The sequence below is a fragment of the Mycobacterium sp. NPDC050551 genome (assembly GCF_040674075.1).
Taxonomy (GTDB): domain Bacteria; phylum Actinomycetota; class Actinomycetes; order Mycobacteriales; family Mycobacteriaceae; genus Mycobacterium.
The window spans coordinates 626,771-652,984 of the sequence record NZ_JBFARC010000002.1; the positions used below are offsets into that span (position 1 = coordinate 626,771).

At 69.2% G+C, this 26,214-nt stretch carries 26 protein-coding genes; 9 read left to right on the forward strand and 17 right to left on the reverse strand.

Annotated features, from left to right (window positions below):
• Window positions 1-5 precede the first annotated feature (5 nt).
• From AB0K11_RS09685 to AB0K11_RS09695, 3 genes are all read left to right on the forward strand, one after another.
• On the forward strand, window positions 6-731 hold the full coding sequence (locus tag AB0K11_RS09685) for an SDR family NAD(P)-dependent oxidoreductase (RefSeq protein ID WP_364975227.1): 726 nt from the start codon (window positions 6-8) through the stop codon (window positions 729-731).
• Between the two features lie 61 nt (window positions 732-792).
• A complete protein-coding gene (locus AB0K11_RS09690; RefSeq protein WP_364975229.1) occupies window positions 793-1,818 on the forward strand; it encodes a nitronate monooxygenase in 1,026 nt (341 codons plus the stop codon).
• Between the two features lie 213 nt (window positions 1,819-2,031).
• Window positions 2,032-2,235, forward strand: coding sequence for a hypothetical protein (locus AB0K11_RS09695; RefSeq protein WP_364975232.1), 204 nt, complete (start codon window positions 2,032-2,034; stop codon window positions 2,233-2,235).
• A 15-nt stretch (window positions 2,236-2,250) separates the two neighbouring features.
• On the opposite strand, the gene AB0K11_RS09700 is transcribed toward AB0K11_RS09695, so the two are convergent.
• Complete coding sequence (locus AB0K11_RS09700; RefSeq protein WP_364975234.1) at window positions 2,251-2,934, reverse strand: GAF and ANTAR domain-containing protein; 684 nt, start codon at window positions 2,932-2,934, stop codon at window positions 2,251-2,253.
• Between the two features lie 445 nt (window positions 2,935-3,379).
• On the opposite strand from AB0K11_RS09700, the gene AB0K11_RS09705 reads away from it, so the two are divergent.
• A complete protein-coding gene (locus AB0K11_RS09705; RefSeq protein WP_364975236.1) occupies window positions 3,380-3,829 on the forward strand; it encodes an Hsp20/alpha crystallin family protein in 450 nt (149 codons plus the stop codon).
• A gap of 50 nt (window positions 3,830-3,879) precedes the next feature.
• On the opposite strand, the gene AB0K11_RS09710 is transcribed toward AB0K11_RS09705, so the two are convergent.
• Window positions 3,880-4,476, reverse strand: a complete 597-nt coding sequence (locus AB0K11_RS09710; RefSeq protein WP_364975238.1) for a GNAT family protein — start codon at window positions 4,474-4,476, stop codon at window positions 3,880-3,882.
• A complete protein-coding gene (locus AB0K11_RS09715; protein ID WP_364975240.1) occupies window positions 4,473-4,898 on the reverse strand; it encodes a hypothetical protein in 426 nt (141 codons plus the stop codon). The genes AB0K11_RS09710 and AB0K11_RS09715 overlap by 4 nt, the downstream gene beginning before the upstream one ends.
• A gap of 86 nt (window positions 4,899-4,984) precedes the next feature.
• Between AB0K11_RS09715 and AB0K11_RS09720 the strand changes: the two genes are divergently transcribed.
• Entirely contained in the window at window positions 4,985-5,431 is a 447-nt protein-coding gene (locus AB0K11_RS09720; protein WP_364975243.1) for a cupin domain-containing protein, read from the forward strand.
• On the opposite strand, the gene AB0K11_RS09725 is transcribed toward AB0K11_RS09720, so the two are convergent.
• From AB0K11_RS09725 to AB0K11_RS09790, 14 genes are all read right to left on the reverse strand, one after another.
• The gene (locus tag AB0K11_RS09725) at window positions 5,421-6,146 is read right to left on the reverse strand and encodes a 3-keto-5-aminohexanoate cleavage protein (RefSeq protein WP_364975246.1); all 726 of its coding nucleotides are present in this window, start codon (window positions 6,144-6,146) and stop codon (window positions 5,421-5,423) included. The genes AB0K11_RS09720 and AB0K11_RS09725 overlap by 11 nt on opposite strands.
• 10 nt (window positions 6,147-6,156) lie before the next feature.
• The gene (locus AB0K11_RS09730; protein ID WP_364975250.1) at window positions 6,157-6,645 is read right to left on the reverse strand and encodes a DUF309 domain-containing protein; all 489 of its coding nucleotides are present in this window, start codon (window positions 6,643-6,645) and stop codon (window positions 6,157-6,159) included.
• 76 nt (window positions 6,646-6,721) lie between these two features.
• The gene (locus tag AB0K11_RS09735; RefSeq protein ID WP_364975253.1) at window positions 6,722-8,143 is read right to left on the reverse strand and encodes an aldehyde dehydrogenase family protein; all 1,422 of its coding nucleotides are present in this window, start codon (window positions 8,141-8,143) and stop codon (window positions 6,722-6,724) included.
• Window positions 8,144-8,170: 27 nt separating this feature from the next.
• On the reverse strand, window positions 8,171-9,883 hold the full coding sequence (locus tag AB0K11_RS09740) for a thiamine pyrophosphate-binding protein (protein WP_364975255.1): 1,713 nt from the start codon (window positions 9,881-9,883) through the stop codon (window positions 8,171-8,173).
• Window positions 9,884-9,893: 10 nt separating this feature from the next.
• Window positions 9,894-10,865 (reverse strand): acyl-CoA dehydrogenase family protein, encoded by a 972-nt coding sequence (locus AB0K11_RS09745; RefSeq protein WP_364975257.1) that lies wholly within the window; start codon window positions 10,863-10,865, stop codon window positions 9,894-9,896.
• Window positions 10,865-12,052 carry an acyl-CoA dehydrogenase family protein gene (locus tag AB0K11_RS09750; RefSeq protein ID WP_364976727.1) on the reverse strand — a complete coding sequence of 396 codons (1,188 nt, stop codon included), beginning with the start codon at window positions 12,050-12,052 and terminating at the stop codon, window positions 10,865-10,867. The genes AB0K11_RS09745 and AB0K11_RS09750 overlap by 1 nt, the downstream gene beginning before the upstream one ends.
• A 26-nt stretch (window positions 12,053-12,078) precedes the next feature.
• Window positions 12,079-12,996 (reverse strand): acyl-CoA dehydrogenase family protein, encoded by a 918-nt coding sequence (locus AB0K11_RS09755; protein ID WP_364975259.1) that lies wholly within the window; start codon window positions 12,994-12,996, stop codon window positions 12,079-12,081.
• Complete coding sequence (locus AB0K11_RS09760) at window positions 12,993-14,144, reverse strand: acyl-CoA dehydrogenase family protein (RefSeq protein WP_364976728.1); 1,152 nt, start codon at window positions 14,142-14,144, stop codon at window positions 12,993-12,995. The genes AB0K11_RS09755 and AB0K11_RS09760 overlap by 4 nt, the downstream gene beginning before the upstream one ends.
• Window positions 14,145-14,146: 2 nt before the next feature.
• Entirely contained in the window at window positions 14,147-15,385 is a 1,239-nt protein-coding gene (locus AB0K11_RS09765) for a CoA transferase (protein ID WP_364975262.1), read from the reverse strand.
• Window positions 15,378-16,307, reverse strand: coding sequence for an SDR family NAD(P)-dependent oxidoreductase (locus tag AB0K11_RS09770; RefSeq protein ID WP_364975265.1), 930 nt, complete (start codon window positions 16,305-16,307; stop codon window positions 15,378-15,380). Before AB0K11_RS09770 ends, AB0K11_RS09765 begins: the two co-directional genes overlap by 8 nt.
• A 1-nt stretch (window position 16,308) precedes the next feature.
• Window positions 16,309-17,142: a TauD/TfdA family dioxygenase gene (locus tag AB0K11_RS09775; protein ID WP_364975268.1), complete on the reverse strand. Its 834-nt coding sequence runs from the start codon at window positions 17,140-17,142 to the stop codon at window positions 16,309-16,311.
• Entirely contained in the window at window positions 17,139-18,989 is a 1,851-nt protein-coding gene (locus AB0K11_RS09780) for an NAD(P)/FAD-dependent oxidoreductase (RefSeq protein ID WP_364975271.1), read from the reverse strand. The genes AB0K11_RS09775 and AB0K11_RS09780 overlap by 4 nt, the downstream gene beginning before the upstream one ends.
• Window positions 18,990-19,053: 64 nt before the next feature.
• Entirely contained in the window at window positions 19,054-20,445 is a 1,392-nt protein-coding gene (locus tag AB0K11_RS09785) for an aromatic ring-hydroxylating dioxygenase subunit alpha (protein WP_364975273.1), read from the reverse strand.
• Window positions 20,446-20,456: 11 nt separating this feature from the next.
• The gene (locus AB0K11_RS09790; protein WP_364975275.1) at window positions 20,457-21,314 is read right to left on the reverse strand and encodes an SDR family oxidoreductase; all 858 of its coding nucleotides are present in this window, start codon (window positions 21,312-21,314) and stop codon (window positions 20,457-20,459) included.
• 146 nt (window positions 21,315-21,460) lie between these two features.
• On the opposite strand from AB0K11_RS09790, the gene AB0K11_RS09795 reads away from it, so the two are divergent.
• Genes AB0K11_RS09795 through AB0K11_RS09810 form a run of 4 tightly spaced genes read left to right on the forward strand, consistent with a single transcriptional unit; the run spans window position 21,461 to window position 26,201 of the window.
• Complete coding sequence (locus AB0K11_RS09795; protein ID WP_364975278.1) at window positions 21,461-23,071, forward strand: SMP-30/gluconolactonase/LRE family protein; 1,611 nt, start codon at window positions 21,461-21,463, stop codon at window positions 23,069-23,071.
• A complete protein-coding gene (locus AB0K11_RS09800; protein ID WP_364975281.1) occupies window positions 23,068-23,814 on the forward strand; it encodes a GntR family transcriptional regulator in 747 nt (248 codons plus the stop codon). Before AB0K11_RS09795 ends, AB0K11_RS09800 begins: the two co-directional genes overlap by 4 nt.
• Window positions 23,811-25,403 (forward strand): AMP-binding protein, encoded by a 1,593-nt coding sequence (locus tag AB0K11_RS09805; protein WP_364975284.1) that lies wholly within the window; start codon window positions 23,811-23,813, stop codon window positions 25,401-25,403. The genes AB0K11_RS09800 and AB0K11_RS09805 overlap by 4 nt, the downstream gene beginning before the upstream one ends.
• A gap of 6 nt (window positions 25,404-25,409) precedes the next feature.
• Entirely contained in the window at window positions 25,410-26,201 is a 792-nt protein-coding gene (locus tag AB0K11_RS09810; protein WP_364975286.1) for an SDR family oxidoreductase, read from the forward strand.
• Window positions 26,202-26,214: the final 13 nt, after the last annotated feature.

Sequence of the window (26,214 nt, forward strand, 5' to 3'; positions counted from 1 at the left end):
CTCCCATGACCCAGCAGAACGACGACACCAAGGTCGCCATCATCACCGGCGCGTCACGCGGTATCGGCGCCGCCCTCGTTCCGGCGTACCGCAAGCTCGGCTACGCCGTCGTCGCGACGGCCCGGTCATTCACCGAGATCGACATCGACCCCGAGGTGCTCACCGTCGCCGCCGACATCGCCGTGCCGGGCGCGGGCGCCCACGTCGTCGACGCGGCGCTGCACCGCTTCGGCCGGGTGGACACCGTGGTCAACAACGCCGGGATCTTCGTCGCCAAGCCGTTCACCGAGTACACCGACGAGGACTTCGACGCCGTCACGGGCGTGAACCTGCGCGGCTTCTTCGAGGTCTCGCGCAGCGCCGTCGCGGCCATGCTCGAACACGGCGACGGCGGCCACCTGGTCAACGTGTCGACCAGCCTCGTCGACCATGCCAACTCAGCGGTGCCGTCCGCCCTGGCGTCGTTGACCAAGGGCGGACTCAACGCGGTGACGAAGTCGCTGGCCGTCGAGTACGCCGCACGCGGCATCCGCGTCAACGCGGTGGCACTCGGGATCATCCGCACGCCGATGCATCCGCCGGAGACGCACGCCGACCTCGCCCGCCTGCATCCGGTCGGCCGGTTGGGCGACATCGACGACGTCGTCGACGCCATCCGCTATCTCGAACAGGCGCCGTTCGTCACCGGCGAGGTGCTGCATGTCGACGGTGGCCAGAGCGCCGGGCACTGATGATGGAGTACGTGTTGATGACGGGCGCCGTTCCGACCACCCGTGTCACGGAGGAGTACCGATGAATGCACTGACGAATCTGGGCGTGCGGTCGCCGGTGATCGCCGCACCGATGGCAGGCGGCGCCACCACCACCGCCATGGTGATCGCCGCGTCGCAGGCGGGCAGCCTCGGCCTGCTGGCCGCCGGCTACAAGACGGCCGACGCCGTGGGCAACGAGATCGCCGCCGTACGGGAGGCGTCGGTCCCGTTCGGCGTCAACGTCTTCGCGCCGAATCCGGTGCCGATCGACGCGGCGGACTACCGCCGCTACGCGGCCGCGTTGCAGCGCGAAGCGGACCGGTTCGGGCTGACGCTGCCCACCGACCCGGTCGACGACGACGACGCGTTCGGCGCGAAAGTCGAACTCCTGCTGTCCGATCCGGTGCCCGTCGTCAGTTTCACCTTCGGCCTGCCGGGCGCAGAAGTGATCCGTGCGCTGCAGAAGGCGGGCACGACCGTGGTGCAGACCGTGACGTCGCTGCAGGAAGCCGAGGCGGCCGCGGCGGCCGGGGTCGACATGCTCGCCGTGCAGGCCGCCGTCGCCGGAGGTCACTCCGGGACGTTCACCCCCGACCGGATGCCCCCGCCGCTGCCCATCGGAGACCTGGTCGCCCAGGTGACCGGAGCCGTCCGCCTCCCGGTGATCGCCGCGGGCGGGCTGGCCACCCCCGCCGACGTCGCCGACGTCCTGCGCGCAGGCGCCACCGCAGCCGCCGTGGGCACCGTGCTGCTGCGGGCCGACGAGAGCGGCGCCTCGGCCACCCACCAGCGTGCGCTCACCGATCCGTCGCGCACCGAGACGGTGATCACCCGGGCGTTCACCGGGCGCCCGGCGCGCGGCCTGCGCAACCGCTTCATCGACGAGTTCGAGGCGTCTGCGCAGCTGGGCTATCCGGCGTTGCACCACCTGACGAGCCCCCTGCGCAGAGCCGCGGCGGCTGCCGGTGAGTCCGATCTGGTGCACCTGTGGGCCGGGACGGGCTATCGGCACGCGCAGCAGAAGCCGACCGCGGCGATCCTCACCGACCTCGCGAGCCAGGCCTGAGCGCCGGCAAACCGTCGGCGACTCCCCTTCGCACTACTTGCGGGGCATTGGTGTTTGCGGGCAAAGACGTTGCCGCACTGCGGTTTGCGACGCGCGGGGGCAACGCGATCGGATGGTGTTCGCGTACTAGAGTGTTGACCGGACGGGGGGTCCGCTCGAACGAAGCGAAACCGGAGGTTGGGTGTGATCCGTTCGAATCTGTTCCGTAGGGCCGTGCTCGGCCTGAGTGTGGCGGCGCTGCCGTTCGGCGCTGCGGTGGTCATCGCCGCACCGGCCTCGGCGGGACCCGACGTGTGTGTCGGAGGCCCGCTCGGCTACGCGTACGCCTGCGTCGACACCCCGGGCTGGGTCGATTGGTACGACGGCCCGCGTGGTCGCGGCCACTGGAAGCACGGGCACGGACACGGCCACGACTGACCCGAGGCGGCCTGCCTAGCCGCGGGTCTCGATCACCTGCTGGGCGATCTCGATGAGCTTGGTGTTGCTCTCCTGCGACAGCCGCCGCAGCATCTCGAACGCCTGCACGTCGTCGACGTCGTAACGCTCCATGATGATGCCCTTGGCCTGGCCGATGCGGTCACGGGTGGACAGCGCCGATTCGAGCTGCTGGCCCTGCCTGCTGGCGAGGATGGCGGCCGCGGCGTGCGCGGCCAGCACGGTGCCGATGGTCTCCGAATCGTTGTCCCACGTGTTGGGCTCGAATCCGAAGAGATTCAGCGCGCCTGCCGTGCGGTCGGCGGTGTAGAGCTTGAACGACAGCCCACTGAGCACCCCGATCTCGACCGCGGCCTTCGAGTACTGCGGCCACCTGGCCTCCTCACGGAAGTCGTCGGTGCGCACGATCACGTCGTCGAGCGCGGCCTGCACGCATGGACCCTCCTCGAAGGTCATCTGCAGCTCGTCCAGCTGGTGCGGCAGATCGGTGGTGCCCGCGATCGATTCGAATTTCCCGCCGGGGCCGACCAGCAGAATGCCTGCCGTGTCGGCGCCGGGGATCAGCTCGGTCGCTGTCGAGGTGACGTCCTTCAGCACCTGCTCGACGGAGCGCGGCATGGCGACCGTGCGCGCGAGCTCGGCCATCCGCATGGCCAGATCCTGTGACTGTGGCTGCGTCATAGTTCCAGGGTTCCCGCAGGCGGCCCGTCACACACCGGGTTTGTGATGTGGGCGGTTGGGCATGCTGCTGCGCAGGCGGGTGCGCTGGTCGACCAGCGCGCCCGTCGAGGTCTCGTCGGTTCAGACCTCGAGCCGACGGGACCGCCTTTCTCGACTTCGAGCCGCCACTGAGCGGGGTTGCTGTCGGATCTCACGACCAACACTGGACGACCGTCTGCGCGCTGTCGCAGCGCGCGCCGCGTCCGCTTGATGTCGCCGACGTGCCGCTCTTGCGACATTCCACCTTGCTCCCGCCTCGATCCGGTTCGGTTCAGTGCGCTGACCATGCGGTTGGCCCGAAAAACTTCTTGGCACTCTCGGGGCGAGAGTGCTAATCTGATGCCGCACAGTGATTGGCTGCCCGTCGAGGTGGCGGGCCCTGGAGTGACATAGGAGGTGGATTGCTGTGCTTCGCTTTGATCCTTTCAGTGACCTCGATGCCCTCACCCGCGGTTTGCTGACGAGTTCGTCCGGGACGAACAGGACGCCGCGGTTCATGCCGATGGATCTCTGCAAGATCGATGACCACTACGTGCTCACCGCCGACCTGCCGGGGGTCGATCCGGGGTCGGTCGACGTCGACGTCGACAACGGCACCCTGACCATCTCGGCGCACCGGACCGCGCGTTCCGAGGATTCGGTGCAGTGGCTGGCCAACGAGCGGTTCTTCGGCACCTACCGCCGTCAGCTGTCACTCGGCGAAGGCATCGACGCGAGCGCGATCTCCGCGACCTACGAGAACGGCGTGCTCACCGTCACCATCCCGATGGCGGAACGGGCCAAGAAGCGCCGGATCGAAGTCGCCCACAGCGGCGACCAGCGATCCATCGAGACCAACACGGTCGAGGCCGGCTGACGCGGTGCCCGTGCCCCCGGCGGAATCGAGTCCGCCGGGGGTACGGCGCGTCACCCGTCGCGGTTGAGACGGTGCTCGAGGTGGGCACGCACCGCGGGCCATTCAATGTCGAGTATCGAGTAGACCACCGTGTCCCGGCGCGATCCGTCGGGCAGCAACTGGTGGCTGCGCAAGATCCCGTCCAGCTTGGCGCCCAACCGCTCGATCGCCCTGCGGCTGGTGAAGTTGAAGAAATGCGTCCGGAACTCGACTGCCACACAGTCGAGTTCGTCGAAGGCATGGCCGAGCATCAGCAGCTTCGTCTCGGTGTTGACGCCGGTGCGCCGCGCCGCCGCGCTGTACCAGGTGTGCCCGATCTCGAGCCGCCGGTTGCCCGCGTCGACGTTCAGGTAGCTCGACGAACCCACCAGCGCGCCGTCCAGACTCCGCACCGCGAACGTGATCCCGCCGTCGGCGGCGCGCAAGGCGGCCATCCGCCGGACCCATTCGCCGGCGTCCTGCGCCCCGGGGGCCGAGGTGAACCACAGCGCGCCGAGTTCCCCGTCGGCGGCGACGTCGGCGATCTCCGGGATGTGCGCGGCCGTCAGCGGCTCCAGCGAGACCCAGCGCCGGCCGGTCAGACGCACCGGTTCGACGAACCCGGTCACGACGGGCGACCCGTCGACAGCGTCCCGACCAGCGACCACACCGCACACAGCGCGGCGGCGACGGACACACCGCCGCCGAGGTACAGGCCGTAGCCGGCCGCCACCGGCGCTGCCACGTAATTGCTGTAGTACACGCCGGTCAGCACCACCAGCAGCAGCGAGATCACGAGCGCAGTCGCCGCGGCCAGGCGGGCCGACAGGCCGCGCGCGGCCATCGCCCCGGCGACGATCAGCACCGCGGCCAGCAGCACGATCAGCTGGCCCACCCCGAATCGCGCAGGCACCGAATCCAGGCCGCCGACCGTCCCGCCGATCGCGTTGGCCCGGCCGCCGCCGCGCGCGGTCAGCCACGGCAACCAGCCACTCACCGCCACCACCGCTGCGCACACGGCGACCAGCCATCCCGGATTGACACGCAGCACGCGGCGAGCCTATCGGGTGCCGGTGAGCCGCCCGGCGCGCCGCGGCGCTCTAGGCTGAACGACGACCTCGATTCAAGGCGGTGCCGATGAGCGATCTCCCGGACTGGGCCCGCGGCCTCGACCTGTCCCCCCACCCGGAGGGGGGGTGGTTCCGGGAGACCTGGCGCAGCGAGCTGTCGATGCCGCCGTCGGCGCTGCCACCGGACTACACCGGGCCCCGCAGCGCGGGTACGGCGATCCTGTTCCTGCTCATGCCCGGCCAGCAGTCGGCATGGCACACCGTGCGCAGCGCCGAACTCTGGCTGTTCCATCGTGGCAGCCCGCTACTGCTCGAGGTTGGTGCCGAGCAGAGTTCTGCCGCAACGCATCTGCTGGGCGGCGATCTCGCCAACGGTCAACAGCCGCAGATCGTGGTGCCGCCCGGGCACTGGCAGCGGGCGCGACCACGCGACGACGAACCCAGCCTGGTCAGCTGTGTGGTGGTGCCGGGCTTCGACTTCGCCGACTTCGCACTTGCCGGTCCTACCGGCTGAGCAGTTCCACGGCCGCCGACACCAGCGCGGCATTGTCGGGCGCGAGCGAACCGTCGGGCAGGTGCACCGTGTCCTCCAGCCCGATGCGGGTCTGCACACCGCGAACCCCAGCGTGTTCCAGTAGCGGCCAACAGCTTTCGTCCAGACCATGCAGCAGCACCGGCGCCGGTGAGCCGGCCGCGTTCACCTGATCGAGCAGGTCGTCCGCCAGTGCGGTGTCGGCGTCGGCCTGCAACTCGATCATCACCCGCATGCAGTGCCTGGCAATCTCGCTGCCCGCCCACGACTGCGCCGCCTCGGCATGGAAGATCCCGACCTCGACGCCCAGACCCTTGGCCAGCAGCACCTCCGCCAGCTCGGGGGAACCCGGCTCATGCCAGTTCAGCGACGCGAAGTCGGGGAGCACGTCCCAACTCTCGACGGCACGTCGCCGTTCGGCGGCGTCAGGCAGCGCCCAGTAGCCCGTGGTCACCCCCAGCGGCAGACCGGGCACCGCCTGACGGACCGCCGATACCGCCGCGGCGACGACGTCGGGTTGCAGCGAGTCGACGCCGTCCGCCGTCTTCGGGTGCAGGTGCACCGCCTTCGCGCCGGCGTGGTGGGCGGCCAGCGCGGCGGCCGCCAGCTCGTCCGGGCTCACCGGCAGGCCCGGATGCTGGTCCGGGGTGCGGGCGCCGTTGATGCAGGCCTTGAGGTAGATGCGGGGACCGGTCATGCTCACATCTTCACCCGTGGCCGCCGGACGCACCCGTCAAGCGTGGCCGCAGCCGCTCAGGGCCGATGTCGGCGTCGCCGGAGAGGTCTTCGACCAGCCCGTCGGCGAAGGCGACCAGGCCGGGCACGTCGACTCCGTGCACGGCGGGACCGTGCGCGATCGCCGCAGAAGCCCGCATCAGCAACGCCTGTGCGCCCGGCCGGTTGCCGCGCTGGACGTGGGTGATGCCGACGGCGAGCTGCGCCAGCCCCCGCCACAGTTCGCGGTTCTCGGCGGGCGCCGCCTTCCAGACGGCTTCGAGCACCTCGTGAGCGTTGAAGGCCAGGCCGTCGTCGAGCAGGTGTTGCGCGACGGCAAGGCCCTCATCGGGTGTGACCTCGAGGTCGTCGGGAATCCGCGGCACGCCGGTCTCGTGCCGGGGCAACGGCCTGCCCAGCGCATCCCTGGGCCGCGCGTTGTGTGCGCGCCCGGCCTCGTCGCGATCCCGAGCGGCATCCACCGCTCCAGGCTACGCACTGCTGCGATTTCGGCGCGCTTTCGATCGACAGGCGAACGAATGCGCGCCGAAATCACTACTAGGCGGGGGCGTAACCCAGCGCTGCCTTGGTCTCCAGGAACTCGTCGAAGCCGAACTGTCCCCACTCGCGGCCGTTGCCGCTGCGCTTGTAGCCACCGAACGGCGCGCTCATGTCGAAGCCGTGGTTGATCGCCACCGAACCGGCGCGGATGCGCCGCGCCAGCTGCCGGGCCTGATCCAGGTCGGCAGCCGAGACATAGCCTGCGAGACCGTATTCGGTGTCGTTGGCGATCTCCACCGCCTCGTCGAGGTCGTCGTAGCCGAGGATGCACAGCACCGGCCCGAAGATCTCCTCACGGGCGATGGTCATGTCGTTGGTGACGTGGGCGAACACCGTCGGCTTGATGTAGTAGCCGCTGTCGAGCCCGTCCGGACGCCCGGGGCCGCCGACCACCACGGTGGCGCCCTCCTCGATGCCCTTCGCGAGCAGACCCTGGATCTTCTCGAACTGTGCCCTCGACGCCACCGGCCCGATCGCGTCCTTGTCACCCGTGCCGACCTTGACGGCTCCCGCGACGTCGCGCGCGACCGCGATGGCGTCGTCCATGCGCGAGTTCGGCACCAGCATCCGCGACGGCGCATTACAGCTCTGGCCGCTGTTCATCATCATCACCGACACACCGGCCGTCACGCTCTTGGCGAAGTCGTCGTCGTCGATCACGATGTTCGGGCTCTTGCCGCCCAGCTCCTGGGTGACGCGCTTGACGGTGGCCGCGGCGTTGCGGGCGACGTCGACACCGGCCCGGGTGGAACCGGTGAACGACACCATGTCGATGTCGGGGTGGCTCGACAGCGCGACACCCACACCGGGCCCGTCGCCGTAGACGAGGTTGTACACGCCGGCGGGAACGCCTGCGGCGTCGATGATCTCGGTGAAGATCTGTGCCGAGTAGGGCGCCACCTCAGACGGCTTGAGCACCATGGTGCAGCCGGTGGCCAGCGCCGGGAACACCTTGCAGGCGATCTGGTTGATCGGCCAGTTCCACGGCGTGATGAGTCCGCAGACCCCGACCGGCTCCTTCACCACCAGCGTCGAGCCGTGCTGCTCCTCGAACTGGAAGTTCTTCAGCACGTCCATCGCCGTGGCGAGGTGACCGAGGCCGAGGTTGACCTGCGGGCCCGACGCCAGCGACGCGGGGGCGCCCATCTCCTCGTTGACCGCGTCGGCGAGATCGCCGGCGCGCTTCTGGTACTCGCCCATGATCGCCTGCAGGAGGTCGAGACGCTCCTCACGGGTGCTCTGCGACCACGTCGCGAACGCCCGCCGGGCCGCCTGCACCGCGACGTCGACGTCGACCGCCGTGCCGATCGCGATCCGGCCGGAGACCTGCTCGGTGGTCGGGTTGTCGACGTCGAGGGTGTTGGGCCGCACCGGCTCGACCCACTGTCCGTCGATGTAGAACTTCAGGTATTCACGCATGGTTTCACTCTCCCCTATCGACGGGTCCTACTGAGTACCTTCGGCGTACCAGGTGCGGAATCGGTCGTACTTGGGCATCTCCTCGGAGTTCGCGGTCGGGTCGATGCACACGTGGACCACGCCGACCTTGCCGCTGGCGTACGCGCGCGCGATCGCCGGCCCGATCTCCTCCTCCTTCTCGACGTACTCGCCGTGGCATCCGAAGCCCTCGGCGATCTTGTCCATCCGGACGTCCTTGCTCCAGTGCACGCCGGGCTGCGGCGACGGCTGGTCGAACGTCCGCTTGTACACGCCCACCTCGAGGCCCCACTGGTGGTCGACGCCGACCACGCACACCAGCGGGAGGTTCTGCCGCGCCGCGGTCTCCAGTTCGGCGATGTGGAACAGGAACGCCGAGTCACTGGTCAGCAGCATGACCGGCCGCTTGCCGCCCTCGGCGACCGAGGCGCCGACGGCGTACGGCAGTCCGGTGCCGAGGTGACCGAAATTCTGGTTCCAGATGACGTCGCGCGGCTTGGACTGCGAGTAGGTCCACTGGAAGATCACGGTCGCGCCGCCGTCGCGCACCATGATGCCGTCCTCGAGTTCGGCGAACGCCTTCGTCGCCTCCACCACGTAGCGCGCCGGGTGCACCGGGGTACGTCCGCTCGGGGCCTCCTCGGCCACCCGCGCCAATTCGGCGGCGTCGGCCTTGACGAGGTTGTCGAGGTTGGCCGACGGCTGCCGCGGTGAGTCCTTGAGCGCCTCGACCAGTTGCGGCACCACGCCACGCAGGTCGCCGACCAGCGCCACGTCGACGGGCCGGTTGACGCCGATGGCCGTCGGATCCTGCTCGACCAGCACCCACTTGCGGTCGGCATCGTTGCCGGCCCAGTGCTGGGTGCGGCCGTAATGCATGGGCTCACCGAGTTCGGTGCCCAGCGCGACACACAGGTCGGACTCCTCGACCGCCTGGTTGGCGGCCGGCGAGAACAGGTAGGGGAACGTCCGGTCCTGCAGGCCCGGGATGAACGACGTACCGCCGGAGGTCTGGATGACCGGGCAGTTCATCAGTTCGGCGAGCTGCTTGACCTCCTGCTGGGTGCGCGACGTGTGGACGCCGTGGCCGACGAGCAGGATCGGGCTCTTCGCCTCGCGGATCAGCCTGACCGCCTCGTCGACCTCGCGTGCGCCCGCGCCCTGCTCGACGAGCCGGTAGCGGTGTGGCGGAAGCGGGTCGGCGACGTCGAGCTCCTCGAGGATGACGTGCGACGGGAACTCCACGTAGGACGGACCCGGGGTCCCCGACATCGACTTGCGGATCGCCTCGTGGATGATCTCATCGGTCTGGTTGGCATACTCGATGGAGCTGCTGTACTTCACCGAGGGAGTGAAAAGCCCCTCCTGCTGGATGAATTGGATGCGGCCGCGACGGACCCGGCGCTCGGTGATCCTGGCCCGCTGGCCGCCGAGGAAGATCACCGGCGAGTTCTCCACCAGCGCACACATCATGGCTCCGGCGATGTTGGCGACGCCGGGGCCCAGTGTGCCGATGCACAGTCCGGGCCCGCCGGTCATCCGCGACGCCGCCTCGGCCATGAAGCCCGCGCTGAGCTCGTGGTGCGGTGCGACGACCGACCAGCCGCGGGCGTCGGCCTCGGCGAACATGTGCACGAAGTTCGGGTCCGGGATGCCGAACAGCGTGTTGACGCCCTCGGCCTCGAACAGGTCGAGAATGCGTTTGTAGACGGGTACACCCATGGTTGAGCTCCTATGTCGGTGACAGGTATCGGTGAGCGAGTTGTTTTCGGTGTGCGGCAGGCGATCCGAACAGTGACCGGTTCAGGCTGGCGCGTTTGAGGTAGACGTGGATGCCGCTCTCCCACGTGTAGCCGATGCCGCCGTGCAGCTGCATGGCCTTGCCGACCACGTCGACCGCGGCGCCGGTGACGTACGCCTTCGCCATCGAGGCGGCGACATGGGCGTCGTCGCGGTCCTCGACGATCGCCGTCACGGCGTCGCCGACGAGTTGGCGTGACATCGAGACGGCCACCAGCATGTCGGCGCAGGCATGCTTGACGGCCTGGAACGAGCCGATCGGACGGCCGAACTGGTTGCGCACCTTGGCGTATGCCACCGTCGCGTCGAGCATGGCCTCGGCGACGCCCAGGCTGTCGCAGGCGACGGCCACCGCGGCGCGGTCGTGCAACCGTCGCACCGCGGCGTCGGCGTCTCCCTCGAACTGGAGTAGCTCAGGCGGATCGACGGTCCGCGACGACACCGTCGACAGCGCCCGCGTCTCGTCGACGACGGGCGCCGGGCTCACCGACAGATCGGCCACGGCCACGGCGCCGTTGGCCACCACCAGCACCTGGTCCGCGCCGTACGCGTCGGGCACGAAGGACAGCGACTCCAGGGCCACGGCCGCGCGGACGTCGCCCGACGCGACACCGGAGAGCAGGCGGTCACGGGTAGCACCGGGCTGCAGCGCGTTCAGGGTACTGACGGCCAGCACGGCACTGCCCAGATAGCTGTTGGCGGCCGCGGCGCGGCCGATCTCGGTGCAGATCACCACGACCTCGGCGAAAGTGGCTCCCGCGCCGCCGAATTCCTCCGGCACCTCGAGCCCCACCCACCCCGCGTCGACGAGCGCGGGCCACTCGACCGCGGCGTCCTTGGCGAGCAGGTCGGCGGCGATCGAGCGCAGTTCCTCGTGGAACTCGGCGAAGTCCTCCGCGGCCATCACACCCCGCTCGGTTCCCGGGGCAGGCCGAGGCCGCGCTCACCGATGATGGTCCGCTGGATCTCGCTCGACCCGCCGGGGATCGTCCACTCCCACGACCCGATGAAGTCCAGCACCCAGGACCCCGATTCCCATCCGCTGGACATCGGCTTGGCGAGGTCGGTGTGACCGGCCAGGCCGCCGATCTCGGCGCCGAAGTCGGTCATGCGTTGCAGCAGTTCGCTGTAGTAGAGCTTGACGATCGACGCGTCGGCCGGTCCCGTCGCACCGGAATCGTGTCCCTCCACGATCTTCCGGCACATCCCGCGCAGCCCGGCCAGTTCGATCTCGAACTGTGCCAGCCGGTCGGCCACCACCGGATCGCCGACGGGACTGCTCTGCACCAGCCACCGGAAGCCGGCATTGCCGAGACGCTCGGCGAGTTCCAGCATCGTCATGCCGCGTTCGGCGCCCAGGGTCGCCTGCGCCACCTGCCAGCCGGCGTTCTCGGCGCCCACCAGATTGGCCGCGGGCACCCGCACGTCACTGAGGAAGATCTCGCAGAAGTGCGAGTCGCCGACGGCGTTGCGAATGGGCCGCACGTCGATGCCCGGCGATGTCATGTCCAGCAGGAAGTACGAGATGCCCTTGCGCTTTGGGGCATCGGGGTCGGTGCGGGCCAGCAGCAGACACCAGTCGGCGTGCAGACCGCCGCTGGCCCAGAGCTTCTGGCCGTTGACCACGAACTCGTCGCCCTCACGCCGTGCGGTGGTGCGCAGGGCCGCCAGGTCGGATCCGGCCTCGGGTTCGGAGAAGCCCTGCACCCAGATCTCGCCGTCGAGGATCGCGGGCAGATGGCGGCGCCGCTGCTCGTCGGTGCCTGCCACCAGCAGGGTCGACGCGGCGTGGTGGATGCCGACGAACGCCAGCACCAGACGGGGTGCGTCATGGGCGGCGAGCTCCTGGTACAGCACGATCTGCTCGGCCACCGACATGCCGCCACCCCACTCGCGCGGCCAGTGCGGCACCGCGTAGCCCGCCGCGTGCAGTTCGGCGAACCATGCCTTCTGGAAGCGGACGAACTCCTGGTCAGCCACACCGGTCTGCGTCTGTCGCCAGTCGCGCGGGATGTGGTCGGCGCACCAGGCGCGGATCTCCTCGCGCCGAGTGTGAAGATCTGTGCGAGTTTTCGCCGGATTCTCGCGTATATCTTCACGTTCGGCGGGGGCCCCGGTCACGCGTACAGTCCCGTCAGCCCGCAGGGGCCCGCGGCGTGCAGCAGCCGGTCGCGGGTGGCCGACAACCCGAACGGCAGCCGGCGCAGCGGCTGGCTGTAGCGCGACAACCAGGACAGCGTGGTCTCGTCGCAGAAGCCGACCGCACCGTGCAGCTGATGGCACACCCGGAACACCACCTCCGCCGCCTCCAGCGCGGCCATCCGCAGCGCCAGCGCGTCGTCGAGCGCCTCAGGGCGACCGCTCGCGATGCTCCACAGCGCGTACTTGGCCAGGATGTCCACCCCGCTGCGCTCGACCTCGGCGTCGGTGAGCTGGAACTGCACGCCCTGGAACGACGACAGCGGCTGACCGAACTGCTTGCGCAGGGTGATGTGGGCGATGGTGAGTTCGATTGCCCGATCCAGCATTCCGAGCAGGGTCCAGCAGGGCAGCACCAAGGCGAGGGCGAGGTCGCCGGCACCGGTGTCGTCGACCGCCGACAGTTCGAGCTCGGTGACGAACGCCGCGCCTGCGGGTCCCTGCGCGGTGACGTGGCTGCGCTGACCGGTCAGCGTGACTGTCGCCCAGCGCGATTGCAGCCCGGCGACGGTTGCCGACGGCCGCTGGTCGGCGACCACGATCAGCCCGTCGACGTCCAGGTCGGCCGGCCGGGCCAGCCGCTCGGCCACCGGATAGGGCAGTGCCCAGTGACCGGCGCTGCGGCACAGCGCCGCTGCGGCCTCGAGCTCGTCGGCGTCACCCCGCACGTCGAGGTCCCAGGCGCCGAGGCCCGCCAGTGCGGGGCCGACGAGCGATTCACGTTCTGCGGGTTTGGCTTCGGCCTCCTGCACCAGCTGGTCGCCTCCGGCGGCCTCGAACGCGCGCAGCGCCTGCCTGCCGAACTCCGCGGCGTCGTCGCCCAGATCGAGGATCATTTCGCGGCCGCCAGCAGGGCGCGCGACAGCAGGATGCGCTGCATCTCGATGCTGCCCGACGACACCGTCGACGCCTGCGAGTAGCGCCAGTGGTCCTCGACCTCACCGAGGAACCACCCGGCGTTCGGGTCGTCGTGGCGCACCTCGGCGGCGAGGTCCATCAGCACCTCCGCGCTGTCCTGGTCGAGCTTGGTGACAGCGATGCGGTAGGCGGCGGCGTCACCGGGGGTGATGCGGCCGCTGCTCTGCAGCGACACCACCCGGTAGGCCAGCAGGCGGGCCCGGCGGCAGTGCGTCAGCATGCGAATCCATCTGCCGCGCAGCTCCTCGGGCACCTCGTCCCAGCGCGGCCCGAGCACGGCGGGCGCGGCGGCGAGCAACCGTTCGCAGCGGGCGTATCGGGCGATGCCGACGCGTTCGAACGCCATCACGTCCTGCACCACCGACCAGCCTGCGTCGACGGTGCCGAGCACGTCGGCCTCGGTCACCCTCAGGTCGTCGAAGAAGACCTCGTTGAGGTGGTGCGGGCCCATCATGCAGCGGATCGGCCGCACCTGGATCGCCGGATCGTCCATCGGCACCAGGAAGATCGTCAGGCCCTGTTGCTTCTTCTCACCTTTCGACGTGCGCGCCAGCAGGAAGCACCACTGCGCCATGGTGGCGTACGACGTCCAGATCTTCTGGCCGCTGACCAGCCAGCCGTCCCCGTCACGCCGGGCCGTGGTGCGCAGCGACGCCAGGTCGGAGCCGGCCTCGGGCTCGGAGAACCCCTGACACCAGATCACCTCGCCGCGGGCGATCGGCGGCAGATGGGTGCGCTGCTGCTCCTCGGTGCCGTGCCGCATGATGATCGGCCCCACCCAGTTCACGCCCATGTACTGGGCGCCGCGCGGTTCGTGGTGCGCCCACATCTCCTCGCGCACCACCGTCTGCTCCCACACCGACGCCCCGCCGCCGCCGAACTCCTCGGGCCACGACAGGCACAGCAGATCCCGCTCGGCGAGCAGCCGGCAGAACCGCTGCGCCGTCTCGAGGTCCGCCGGATCGTCGGTGAAGGCGCCGAGAAAGTCCTCGGGCACGTTGTCGTGCACCAGTTCCCGCAGATCGGTGCGCAACTGCGCGGCGCGCTGCCCCATCTCGAAGTCCATGCTCATGCCAGCTCCGCCGCGGCTTCCGACGCGCTGACACCACGGTTGTCGACCGAATTCGCGCGATTCGCGTCGACAACCGTCGTCTCGGCGTCGCTCGGCAGCCCCAGACCGGCGAGCACCTCGGCGGTGTCGGCGCCGAGTTCGGGTGCGTAACCCCGGACGTGGCCCGGTGTGCGGGAGAACCACGTCGGCACCCCGGGGAAGCGCACCTTGCCGTGCGGGGTGTCGATGGTCTCGAACATCCCGGCGGCGTTGAGCTGCGGCGAATCGAACAACGAGTCGAGTGTGTTGATCGGCGTGGCGGGGATCTCCAGTTCCGCGAACAGCGCGAGCCATTCGGCGGTGGTGCGCTCCCGCATCGTCTGGGCGACCAGCCCGTACACGACATCGATCTGTTTGGCGCGCATCTGCAGTGTGGTGTATTCGTCGGAGTTCCACGACGGTCGCACCGCCTCGGTGAAAGCCCGCCAGTGCTTGTCGTTGTAGATCAGCGCGGCGATGTAACCGTCCTTCGTCTGATACGGACGCCGGTTCGGCGCGACCGTCCGCGGATATACGGCCGGCCCGAGCGGCGGGTCGAACATGGCGCCGTTCGCGTGCTCGACGAGCATGAACGACGCCATGGTCTCGAACATGCTGACCTCGACCTCCTGTCCCTCGCCGGTGCGTTCGCGGTGGAACAGCGCCATCATGGTCGCGTATAGCGCGGTGAGGCCGGTGACCTTGTCGGCCATGATCGTTGCGACGTAGGTGGCGTCGCCGGTGAGTTGCTTCTGTACCGCGGGCAGACCGCACTCGGCCTGGATGGTGTCGTCGTAGGCGGGCCGGTCGGCATCCGGGCCGCGCCTGCTGTAGCCGTAGCAGTTGGTGTAGATGATCCGCGGGTTGATGGCCGCGACCGACTCGTAGTCGAATCCGAGCTTGGCGATCGCCTTCGCCCGCATCGAATGGACGAACACGTCGGCCGTCTCGATGAGTGCACGCAGTGCCGCAATCCCGTGGTCGGACCGCAGATCGAGGACGACGCTGCGCTTTCCGCGGTTGACGTTGACGAACACGCCGTTCATCCCCGGCGACGGACCGGGTGCGACGAAGCGGGTGATGTCCCCCTCGGGCGGCTCGACCTTGATGACGTCGGCGCCCATGTCGGCCATGATCTGCGTGCAGTACGGCCCCATCACCACTGCGGTGAGGTCGACGACCCGGACCCCGGCGAGCGGGCCGGCGGAGCTAGCCATGGACGGCCCCCTGCTGCTGGACAGCCATCGCGAAGCTGTACCGGATGTGGTCGGTGTGCCCGTCGGGGACGGGCGGGAACACCACCGGCTGCGAGAGGTCACGGATACCGTCGAGCTGAGCTTCGACGTCCTCGACCGACCAGGACGGCCGGTACACCCCCGGGCTCTCGGCGATGGCGGCGCGGGCGATCCGGCCGGCCAGCGCGATGTAGATCTCGCCGGTGACAGAACAGCTTTCGTGCGCGAGCCAGCCCACCGCGGGCGCCACCAGTTCGGGTCCCATCGGCGGGTAGGCCGACGTGTCGATGCCCTCGGCCATCCGGGTGACGGCGGCGGGCACGATGACGTTGCTCGTCACGCCGTGCGCCGCGCCTTCGATCGCCGCGACGTTCGACAGTCCGATCACGCCCGCCTTGGCGACCGCATAGTTGACGACGTCGTGGTTGCCGTAGAGCCCGCCGATCGACGAGGTGAGCACGATGCGCCCGTAGCCGGCGTCGCACATCACCGGAAAGGCCTCGCGGACAACGTGGAACGCACCGCGCAGGTGCACGTCGACGACGGCCTCGAAGTCGGCGTAGCTGATGTCGCGCAGCGAGCCGCGCCGCACGTTGCCCGCGTTGTGCACCACCACGTCGAGGCGGCCGAACGCGTCGAGCGCGGCGCCGACGATGGCCCGCCCGCCCTCGGGCGTGGTGACCGAATCGGTACTGGCGACGGCCTGTCCGCCCGCGGCGACGATCTCCCGCACCACGTCGTGGGCCGGGCCCTCGTCCCCGCCCTCACCGGTGAGGCTGCCGCCGAGGTCGTTGACCACGACCTTCGCCCCGCGGGAGGCCAGCAGCAGCGCGTAGGCCCGCCCGAGGCCGCGGCCCCCGCCGGTGACGACGGCCACCCGGCCGTCGAATTTCAGGTCACCCATGTCAGGCGAACGACTCCTCACCGGCGAGCTTGGTGCGCTGCAGCAGCCGGCCCGACGCCGCGTCGTACGGCGTCGCGCGGTGCATGGTGCCGGTGTTGTCCCAGATCACCAGGTCGCCGACCGACCACGTGTGCCGGTAGACGAACTGCGGCTGGGTGGCCCACTCCCGCAGGCGGACAAGCAGTTCGATGCTCTTCGCGCGGTCCATGCCGACGACGTGGCCGGCCGTGCAGCCCAGCACCAGCGACTTGCGGCCCGAGCGGTGCCGCCACACGAGCGGCAGTTCGCGCTCGCCGATCGCCATCATCTGCTGCAGGATCTCCAGCGACGGCTCGGGCTCGTAGTAGAGCAGTGTCGTCCAGGTCGAGTGGACCACCCGCAGTTCCTCGTACGCCGCCTTGTCCTCGTCGGGCAGGTCGTCGTAGGCGGCGTAGGTGTTGCAGAACTCGGTGTCGCCCTCGCCCTCGTTGCCCAGTGCCTTGCTCGACAGCAGTGAGGCCAGAATCGGCACCTCGTTCATCGTGCCGTCGAGGTGCCAGTACAGCGACCCCTTGAGGTAGTCGGCCTGCTTGTTCACGGTCTTGTCGAGCGTGACGTTGTAGAGCTTCTCGCCCTTGCGCTCGGTGGCCAGCGTGCCGAGCGTCTCGGTGAACGCCACCTGTTCGTCGTCGGTGAAACCGATCTCCGGGAACACCAGCACGCCGCGCTGCTCGAGCAGATCCCGCAGGGTGGCGGCATGCGCTCCGGAGAGCAGCGTCGCCTTGTCGGCCCGGATCTCGGTGCCGATGCGCGGGTTGATCTCGCGGGCCTCGAGAGCCGCTGCAACCGCTGTCATTTGCTCAGCTCCAGACCGTCGAGATCACCCTTGCCGCGCCATTCCGCAATCAGTTCGTCGAACGCGTAGAACCCGGGTGAATAGAAGTCGCCGAGGAACGACCCGTTGCGTTCCGCGCCGCCTCGCCCCTCGTTGTTGTAATAGCCGGGCGTGCAGGACAACTCGAATGCGGAGTTGTCGATCGACAACTCGCGGACCGTCTGCACCCAGCTGTCCTGCGCCTCTTGGGTGGGTTCGACTCGGGTGGCACCCCTGTTCTGCGCCTCCGCGATGATGTACGCGATGTGCTGAGCCTGCTGTTCGAACATCGCCGTGGTGTTCGCCGACACGCCGCCCTGGATGAACCCCATGAAGAACTGGTTGGGGAACCCGCGGCTGGTCATGCCGTGCAGTGTCTTGTAGTCGTTCTGCCAGTAGTCGAACAGCGACAGCCCGTCGCGGCCGACGATGCTGTCGATCGCGAACCGGCGGCTGATCTCGGTGGAGATCTCGAAGCCACTCGCGAAGATCACGCAGTCCACCTCGTACTCGACACCGTTGGCGACGATCCCCTTCTCGGTCAGCTTCTCCACGCCCTTGGACTCCGACACGTCGACGAGCGTCACGTTCGGACGGTTGAACGAGGTGAGATAGTGCTCGCTGGAAGACGGCCGCTTGCACATGAACCGGTAGTACGGCTTGAGCGACTCCGCGGTGGCGGGATCCTCGACGATCGCATCGACACGGCGACGCAACCGCTCCATTATCTTGTAGTCCTCCTCCTCCCGGAACGCCATGATCTGCTCGATGGTGACCGAGGCCGGGTCGTCCAGGCCTGCGATCCGGGCGGTCAGGTTGCGGCCGAGCTCGGTCCAGAAGTCGCAGATCAGATCGGGTTCACCAAACACCACACCGACGAACGGCGACCAGTTGTGGAAGTTGCGCTTGCGCGCTTCCTGCCACCCCGGTTCGAGGGAGGCGGCCCAGGCGGGGTCGGTGGACGGATTGGAGCGCTCGTCGACCGAGGACGGCGTGCGCTGGAAGACGAACAGCTCCTGCGCATCGCGACCCAGGTGCGGCACCAACTGGATGCCGGTCGCCCCGGTGCCGACGAGGGCGACGCGCTTGTCCGCCAGTTTGTGCAGGCCGCCGTCGGCGTCACCGCCGGTGTAGTCGTAATCCCAGCGGGCCGAATGGAACACGTGTCCGGTGAAGTCCTTGATGCCGGGGATACCGGGGAACTTCGGTCGGTTGTAGGAGCCCTGGGCCATCACGACGAACCGGGCGCGCAGGTCGTCACCCCGGTCGGTGACGATCTGCCAACGCTGCGACTCTTCGTCCCAGCTCAGTTCGCGCACCTGGGTGGAGAACAGCGCACCGTCGTACAGGCCGAAGTGCTTTCCGATGTTGCGGCAGTGCTGGAAGATCTCGGCCCCGTCGGCGAACTTCTTCGACGGCATGAAACCGAGTTCTTCGAGCAGCGGGACGTAGCAGTACGCGTCGTTGTCACACTGGATGCCGGGGAACCGATTCCAGTACCAGACGCCGCCGAAATCGCCTGCCATCTCGATGACCCGGATGCCGCCGACGCCGGCCTTCTTCAGATACGCCCCCGCCAGCAGTCCGGCGATGCCGCCACCCAGGACGACGACGTCGACGTCCTCGGTGATCGCGTCCCGCTCGGTCACCGTGGTGTACGGGTCGACCTCGTAGAACCCGGCGTAGTCACCTTCGAGTTCCAGGTACTGGTCGGCGCCCTCGGGCCGCAGCCGCTTGGCCCGCTCGGCGGCGTACCTCTCCCGGATCGCGGGGATGTCGATGTCGGTCGGGACGTCGGTGGGTCCGCACGAGTTCTCGGTGGTCGTCATGCCTCTCCTTCTTCCGTGATTTCGGCGTGATGTCGTTCGGTGAGCGATCGAAAGCGCGCCGAAATCACAATTCGCGGGGTTCGCCGGTGCCCATGTACTGCGACAGTTGGTGGTGCAGGTTGACCGTGCTGCGCTCGCGGTACGGGTTGGGCTTCGTGCCGGGGAAACCGGCCGACTTCATGCCCTGCTGCACCGCGGCCATGTTCGAGAAGTCCTGCGGCAGGACCGACAGCCAGTTCGGGTCGCCCACCGGCGTGTAGACCCATTCGGTCTGCGGCTCTTCGCCCTTCGGGTACAGCTCGAAGACGGCGACCTCGAAGATGCACTTGTCCGGGTTGTAGCTCGGGTCCGGCCGGGCGCTGTAGCACAGCGCGCTGGTGAGGCCCTGGCCGATCTGGAAGTTCGGGAACAGCTGCCAGGCGGTGCCGCTCTGGCCGAGGATGTCGGGCGGGATCACCGGCCAGATGACGCCGCGCGCCTCGTCGTCCCGGCGCGCCGAGGCCAGCCAGTGCTGGAGCACCTTGTCGGCAGGAGTGCCCTCGGGGAGTTCGTCGACCAGCCGCTTGGCGGCGTTGACCAGTGTCTCGGTGGTGGTCGCGTTGGTCTGCTCCCAGGTGTACATCTGCATCTCGGCCGTGGACACGCGCGGGTCGTCGCCGGTGCCGAGCCGGATCTTGGACTTGGTCTCGTCCATACCTTTCGGCGCGTCGTAGCCGATGTTGCTATGCCGGCCCTGCGCCTTGGCCCAACCCTTGAACTCGCCGAACTTGTTGAACTCCGGGTGCGTGGTGAACACGTGATAGGTCTCGTTGAAGGCCTCCATCGCGACTTTCCAGTTGCAGTCGAAGTACAGCCACTTGCGCCACTTGTAGCGCATGTTCTCCAGGCCGAACGGATCGAGGATCTTCGCCGCCGGGAAGAGGTAGTCGGCCAGCGGTTCGCAGTCGGGGTCCATGTTGACGAACAGCCAGCCGCCCCAGGTGTCGACCTGCACCGGCGCCAGATGGGTGTTGCGCGGGTTCAGCGCGCCCTTCCAGTCGTCCTGCTCCCTGATGTGGGTGCAGGTGCCGTCCAATCCGTATGTCCAGCCGTGGAATCCGCAGACGAACGACTTGCGCGCCCGGCCCACGGCGTTCTTCGCGCCTTCCGGCCGGTCGACGAGCATGCGGCCGCGGTGCATGCAGACGTTGTGGTGCGCCGCGAATTCGTTGTCACCGGTGCGGACCACGATGATCGAGTCGTCGAGGATGTCGTAGGTGAGGTGGCTGCCCACCTCGGGGATCTCCTCGACCCGGCCGACCTGCTGCCAGACCTTGCGCCACAGCCTGTCCCGCTCGGCGCGGGCATACTCCTCCGAGATGTACGCCTCGACCGGGATGGTCGTGGGCTCCGAGAGCTCCTCCACGGGTGCGGGTTCCGGGACGGTCTTCTCCGTATCGGCCTTCATGTCGGTCATCTACATCCCCTTCATAGCCGGCTGATGGTGCTGCGGAAGGATTCGTCTTTCAGGAACAGCGAGGTGTTGTCCGCGGCGAGGTGGCTCCACTTGAGGTCAAGGCCACCGTCGACCAGCAGCGTCTGGCCGGTGACGTAGCCGGCCAGGTCGGAGAGCAGGAACAGGATGGCGCCTGCCTGCTCACGCGGTGTGCCGCGGCGGCCCATCGCGATGGCCTGGCGGTCCCGCTCGGGGTCGGCGTCGACGTAGGTGGCCGATGCCGCGGTCTCGGTGACACCGGGGGCGACGGCGTTCACGCGGATGCCGTCGAGTGCGAGCTCGACGGCCATCGTCCTCGTCATCGCCACCACCGCCGCCTTGGCGGTGCCGTAGGCGATGTGGAACGGCGCGGTGTTCATGCCGCTGATCGACGACACCGACACGATCGACCCGGGGTCGCCCTGCGACCGGAGTTCGACGGCGACCGCCTGGCTCATGAAGAACGCAGTCTCGAGGTTGGCGGCGAACAGCGCCCGCCAGTCGTCACGGGTGACGCGGGTCGAGGGCATCCAAGTCGCGGGCGCCGCCCCGCCGGCGATGTTGACCAGACCGTGCAGCCGGGCACCGGTGCGGCCGGCCGTGCTGCGCACCGCCTCCAGCACCGCGGCGACACCCTCGTCGGTGGACGCGTCGGCGGCCACGGTGACCACCGGCAGCCCCTTGTCGGCGAGCGGGCCGACGTGCTGGTCGAGGTTGTCCTGCCTGCGGCTGACGGCGACGACGGTCGCACCCGCCGCGGCGGCCAGCTCGGTGACGGTGGTGCCGATACCGCCGCCACCGGCGCCCGACACGACCACGATGCGGCCGTCGAGGTTGAGGAGGTCATCCATGTCCGGTACCTAATTGTCCGGACAAACAATGGTGCTCTGCATATTGCAGAACACTATTCCGCAGCCGTTATCCGGCCGTCAAGGGACTCCATTGCTTCCGCGATCGCTATTGTCTGGACTAAGCCTGCTTGCTAACGTCCGGTTTCATGACTCCGCCCCCCACCGCGGCGCCGACGCCTGCCGCCAGGTACACCGCCGCGAATCCGGCCACGGCCGACGGCTGGCGGCTGACGCGCCTCACCCCGCCCAGCCGGCTGTTCGGCGCCAACGGCCTGCGCACCGGGCCCGACGGGCGGATGTACATCGCGCAGGTGACCGGCAGCCAGATCAGCGCCCTGGACATCGCGACCGGGGTGATGGAGACGATCAGCGCCAAGGGCAGCGACATCGTCGCGCCCGACGATCTGGCCTTCGATGCGGACGGCAACCTGTACGCCACCGAGTACATGGACGGCCGGGTGAGCGTGCGCGACCCTTCGGGCCGGACCAGGGTGCTGCGCGACGACGTGCCCGCCGCCAACGGCATCACCACCCATCGGGGCAGGCTCTTCGTCAACGAGTGCCGCGACGGCGGCCGGCTGTTGGAGCTCGACCTCTCCGGCGGCGAACCGCGCGTCCTGGCGGACAACCTGCCCTCGCCCAATGCGATGGAGGTCGGCCCCGACGGGCTGCTCTACTACCCCGTCATGACCGCCAACGAGATCTGGCGCATCGACCCCGACGGCGGTGAACCGCAGCGCGTCGCCGCGGACCTCGGCGTGCCCGATTCGGTGAAGTTCGATGCCGAAGGATTCATCGTCTCCACCCAGGTGGCCTCCGGCCAGGTGCTGCGCATCGACCCCCGCTCGGGCGCGCAGACGGTGCTCGCCCAGCTCAATCCCGGCCTCGACAACCTGACCATCGTCGACGGGCGGCTGTTCGCCTCCAACTTCACCGGCGAGATCGCCGAGGTGCTCGGCGGCGGTGAGACCCGAACGTTGCTGCCCGGCGGCCTGAACTGGCCGCACGATCTCGCGGTGGGCGCCGACGGCAGACTGCACATCGCCGACGGCACCTACTTCTACGCGCTACAGCCCGACGGGTCGCTCGAAGCGGTCGCGATGCTGTTCACCCCCGGCTATCCCGGATACCTGCGCGGCCTGACCAGCACCGCGGACGGCGACTTCCTCTGCACCACCTCGCTCGGCCAGGTCGGCCGGTACCGCCCCGGCGGCGAAACCGACTACCTCGCGACGGGTTTCGACCAGCTCTACGGCATCGCCGTCGGGTTCGACGGCACGATCGTGTTCGCGGAGCTCGGCGCCGGACGGGTGCACTCGCTGCGCGCGGGCGAGGGCGCGGTGCTGGCCGACGGCCTCGCGGAGCCGACCGGGGTGGCGATCGGCATCGACGGCGCTCCGCTGGTGGCCGAGTCCGCCGCGGGCCGGGTGGTCCGGCTGACCGGTTCCGGCGCCGAGACCGTGATCGACGGATTGCAGACGCCGCAGGGCATCACCGTCGAGGGCGGTTCGCTGTTCGTCGTCGACGCCGGCGCCAAGGAGGTGGTCGCCGTCGACCTCACCTCCGGTGCGCGCAGCGTCATTGCCTCCGGCCTGCCGATCGGTGCGCCGCCCGGTGTGACGCCCAAGCCGCTGCGGGGAATCCAGCCGTTCTCGGGTCCACAGGGGCCGTTCGCCGGCATCACCGGTGGCGCGGACGGCACGTTGTTCGTAGCGGCCGACGGCGACGGCAGCGTGCTGGCGTTGCGCCGCGCATGACGATCACCACAGAGCACCGCTACCTGCAGGTGGCGCGGGCGCTGCGGAAGGAGATCGTCGACGGGGTGTACCCCGTGGGTTCGCAGCTGCCCACCGAACACGAACTGTGCGAACGGTTCGCGGTGAGCCGCTACACCGTGCGCGAGGCACTACGCCGGTTGCGCGAGGACAACCTCGTCACCTCGCGGCCACGCGCGGGCACCCTGGTGGTGCCTCGCCCCGAGGCGAGTTCGTATGCCCAGGACGTGATGTCGATCAACGATCTGCTCGCGTTCGCCGCGGGCGCGCAGTTCGCCGTGGAGTCGACCGCGATGGTGACCATCGACGCAGGCCTCGCCGAGCGGACCGGTCTGGACATCGGAACGCAGTGGCTGGCCGTGCGGGGGTATCGCCAGGCCGACGGCACCGCCGCGCCGATCTGCCGCACCGAGTACTACATCAACCGGACGTTCGCCGCGGTGGGCCGCCTGCTGGCACGCCACTCCGGGCCGATCTTCCCGCTGATCGAGGACCTGTTCGGGGTGAGCATCGTCGAGGTGCACCAGGAAATCGCCGCCGTGGTGCTGACCCCGGAACTGGCCGACCGGTTGCGCGTCGCCGCGGGTAGTGCGGCGCTGGAGATGCAGCGCACCTACACCACCTCCGACGGGGAGATCGCCCAGGTCACCGTGAACACCCACCCGTCGGCCAGGTTCCGGCACGCGATGACGATGCGCCGGGTCAAGGGTCTGGTCGAGCCGTGAGGGTCGCCGTCGACGAGCGACGCGCGGCCGACGCCTACGACCGCGGGCTGTGGGTGCGCACCACGCTGGCCGACGCACTGCGCGCCGCCGCGCGCGACACCCCGGACCGGGTCGTGCTGGTGGACGGCGACGTCGAGGTGGACTGCGCGACACTGCACACGCAGGCGTCGAATCTGGCTCACGCCATGGCAGCCCGGATGCCCGCAGGCAGCGTGGTGTCGTTCACCCTGCCGAACTGGCACGAGGCGGCGGTGGTCTACCTCGCCGCGACGCTGGCCGGCATGGTGGTGAACCCGATCCTGCCCTCACTCCGCGACCACGAACTGCAGTTCATCCTCGGCGACGCGAACACCCGGATGATGTTCGTACCGCAGCGGTTCGGCACGCACGACTACGCCGCCATGCTCACCCGGGTCACCGCCGCCATGGCCGATCCGCCCGAGGTGGTGGTGCTGCGCGACGACCCCGGCCCGCACACCGCGTACGCGGCACTGTTCGACTCGCCGCCGGTGGTCCTGACCGATCCCGACCCCGACGACGTGCGCATGATCATGTACACCTCGGGCACCACCGGCCGCCCCAAAGGCGTTCTACACAGCCACAACTCGATCCACGCGCTGATCCGCCAGCTCGGCGAGCACTGGCTGGTGGAGCCCGGTGACCGGTTCCTGGTGCCGTCCCCGATCGCGCACATCGGCGGCTCGATCTACGCCTTCGAGTGCCCGCTGCTGCTCGGCACCACCGCGGTGCTGATGGAGCGGTGGGAACCCACGGCCGCCGTCGCACTGATGACCGCGCAGCGGTGCACCCACATGGCGGGCGCGACGCCGTTCCTCGAGGGACTGCTGGCCGCGGCCGGGCAGGCCGGCACCCGACTCCCCGACCTGAAGGTGTTCATCTGCGGCGGCGCCTCGGTGTCACCGTCCCTGATCCGTCGTGCTGCCGGCTCTTTCGAGCACGCGGTGGTGACCCGGGTGTACGGTTCGACCGAGGTGCCCGTGACCACCGTCGGCGTGCCCGACGCCCGCGACGTCGACCACGCGGCCGACACCGACGGCCGCGCCGGGATCGCCGACATCCGGCTCGCCGATCACCCCGCGGCGCCCGAGGGCTCCGGTGAGATCCACGCCCGCGGACCGCAGATGCTGGTCGGCTACCTGCATCCCGACGACGCGGCCGGTTGCTTCGACGCCGACGGCTACTTCGCCACCGGCGACCTGGGCGCATGGGTGGACGACGACCACCTCGTCGTGACCGGGCGCGCCAAGGACATCGTCATCCGCAACGGCGAGAACATCTCACCCAAAGAGGTCGAGGACCTGCTCACCGGTCACCCGGGTATCGCCGAGGTCGCGGTCGTCGGCCTGCCCGACGCCCGCACCGGCGAACGGGCGTGCGCGGTGATCGTGGCCGCCGGTCACGAAGCCCCCGACGTCGAGAGCCTGCGCGACTTCCTGCTGGGCCGGGGCGTCGCCAAGTTCAAGGTGCCCGAGCAGGTGGCGATCTGGGACGCGCTGCCCAAGAACGACGCAGGCAAGGTGTTGAAGCATCGGATCCGCGCGGCACTGGACGCCGCGGAAGTCAGGTAGGTAGCAATGCAAGAGGACACCGGACGCAAGGTGGCCATCGTCACGGGTGCCAGCAGTGGCATCGGATTCGGTTGCGCGACAGCGCTCGCCGAAGCGGGGACGGCGGTGCTGGGCACCGGCCGCGACCCGGAGCGGCTGGCCGAACTCGAGCGGGCGATCGGCGACCCCGATCTGGTCGCCACCCTCGCCGTCGACCTCACCGCCGACGACGGACCGAGGCGGATCGTCGACGCCGCGGTGCAGCGGTGGGGCCGGATCGACTATCTGATCAACAACGCCGGCGTCGGCAGCCCGAAGCCGTTGCACGAGACCGACGACGAGAGCCTGGACTACTTCCTCGGCCTCATGCTGCGGGCGCCGTTCCGACTGGCCCGCGACGTCATCCCGCACATGCGGTCCGGGTCGGCGATCATCAACGTCACCTCGACCTTCGCAGTCGTAGGCGGCCTGCGCGGCGGCGCGTACTCGGCGGCCAAGGGCGGACTGACCGCGCTGACCACTCACATCGCCTGTCAGTACGGGCCGCAGGGGATCCGGTGCAACGCGGTGGCGCCCGGGGTGACGCTCACCCCGATGGTGGCGCACCGACTCGAGGACGAGCGGTTCCGCAAGATCAACACCGAGATGACGCCGTACCCGCGGCTGGGCACCGTCGCCGATCTGGCGTCCACGGTGGTGTTCCTGTGTTCTGAGGGTGGCAGTTTCATCAACGGGCAGACGATCGCCGTCGACGGCGGGTGGAGTTCGACCAAGTACCTGTCGGACTTCGCGCTGTCCTCGGAATGGGTGGCACGTTGAGGCGGCCCTGCGC

Excerpts from the sequence above, each read along its gene's own strand:
- AB0K11_RS09725 (WP_364975246.1), bottom strand. The coding sequence starts at position 6,146 with ATGACCGGTCCCCGCATCTACCTCAAGGCCTGCATCAACGGCGCCCGC.
- AB0K11_RS09685 (WP_364975227.1), top strand. The coding sequence starts at position 6 with ATGACCCAGCAGAACGACGACACCAAGGTCGCCATCATCACCGGCGCG.
- AB0K11_RS09765 (WP_364975262.1), bottom strand. The coding sequence starts at position 15,385 with ATGGCTAGCTCCGCCGGCCCGCTCGCCGGGGTCCGGGTCGTCGACCTC.
- AB0K11_RS09810 (WP_364975286.1), top strand. The coding sequence starts at position 25,410 with ATGCAAGAGGACACCGGACGCAAGGTGGCCATCGTCACGGGTGCCAGC.
- AB0K11_RS09780 (WP_364975271.1), bottom strand. The coding sequence starts at position 18,989 with ATGACGACCACCGAGAACTCGTGCGGACCCACCGACGTCCCGACCGAC.
- AB0K11_RS09785 (WP_364975273.1), bottom strand. The coding sequence starts at position 20,445 with ATGACCGACATGAAGGCCGATACGGAGAAGACCGTCCCGGAACCCGCA.
- AB0K11_RS09720 (WP_364975243.1), top strand. The coding sequence starts at position 4,985 with ATGAGCGATCTCCCGGACTGGGCCCGCGGCCTCGACCTGTCCCCCCAC.
- AB0K11_RS09800 (WP_364975281.1), top strand. The coding sequence starts at position 23,068 with ATGACGATCACCACAGAGCACCGCTACCTGCAGGTGGCGCGGGCGCTG.
- AB0K11_RS09790 (WP_364975275.1), bottom strand. The coding sequence starts at position 21,314 with ATGGATGACCTCCTCAACCTCGACGGCCGCATCGTGGTCGTGTCGGGC.
- AB0K11_RS09775 (WP_364975268.1), bottom strand. The coding sequence starts at position 17,142 with ATGACAGCGGTTGCAGCGGCTCTCGAGGCCCGCGAGATCAACCCGCGC.
- AB0K11_RS09690 (WP_364975229.1), top strand. The coding sequence starts at position 793 with ATGAATGCACTGACGAATCTGGGCGTGCGGTCGCCGGTGATCGCCGCA.
- AB0K11_RS09760 (WP_364976728.1), bottom strand. The coding sequence starts at position 14,144 with ATGGACTTCGAGATGGGGCAGCGCGCCGCGCAGTTGCGCACCGATCTG.
- AB0K11_RS09740 (WP_364975255.1), bottom strand. The coding sequence starts at position 9,883 with ATGGGTGTACCCGTCTACAAACGCATTCTCGACCTGTTCGAGGCCGAG.
- AB0K11_RS09735 (WP_364975253.1), bottom strand. The coding sequence starts at position 8,143 with ATGCGTGAATACCTGAAGTTCTACATCGACGGACAGTGGGTCGAGCCG.
- AB0K11_RS09770 (WP_364975265.1), bottom strand. The coding sequence starts at position 16,307 with ATGGGTGACCTGAAATTCGACGGCCGGGTGGCCGTCGTCACCGGCGGG.
- AB0K11_RS09795 (WP_364975278.1), top strand. The coding sequence starts at position 21,461 with ATGACTCCGCCCCCCACCGCGGCGCCGACGCCTGCCGCCAGGTACACC.
- AB0K11_RS09755 (WP_364975259.1), bottom strand. The coding sequence starts at position 12,996 with ATGATCCTCGATCTGGGCGACGACGCCGCGGAGTTCGGCAGGCAGGCG.
- AB0K11_RS09700 (WP_364975234.1), bottom strand. The coding sequence starts at position 2,934 with ATGACGCAGCCACAGTCACAGGATCTGGCCATGCGGATGGCCGAGCTC.
- AB0K11_RS09745 (WP_364975257.1), bottom strand. The coding sequence starts at position 10,865 with ATGGCCGCGGAGGACTTCGCCGAGTTCCACGAGGAACTGCGCTCGATC.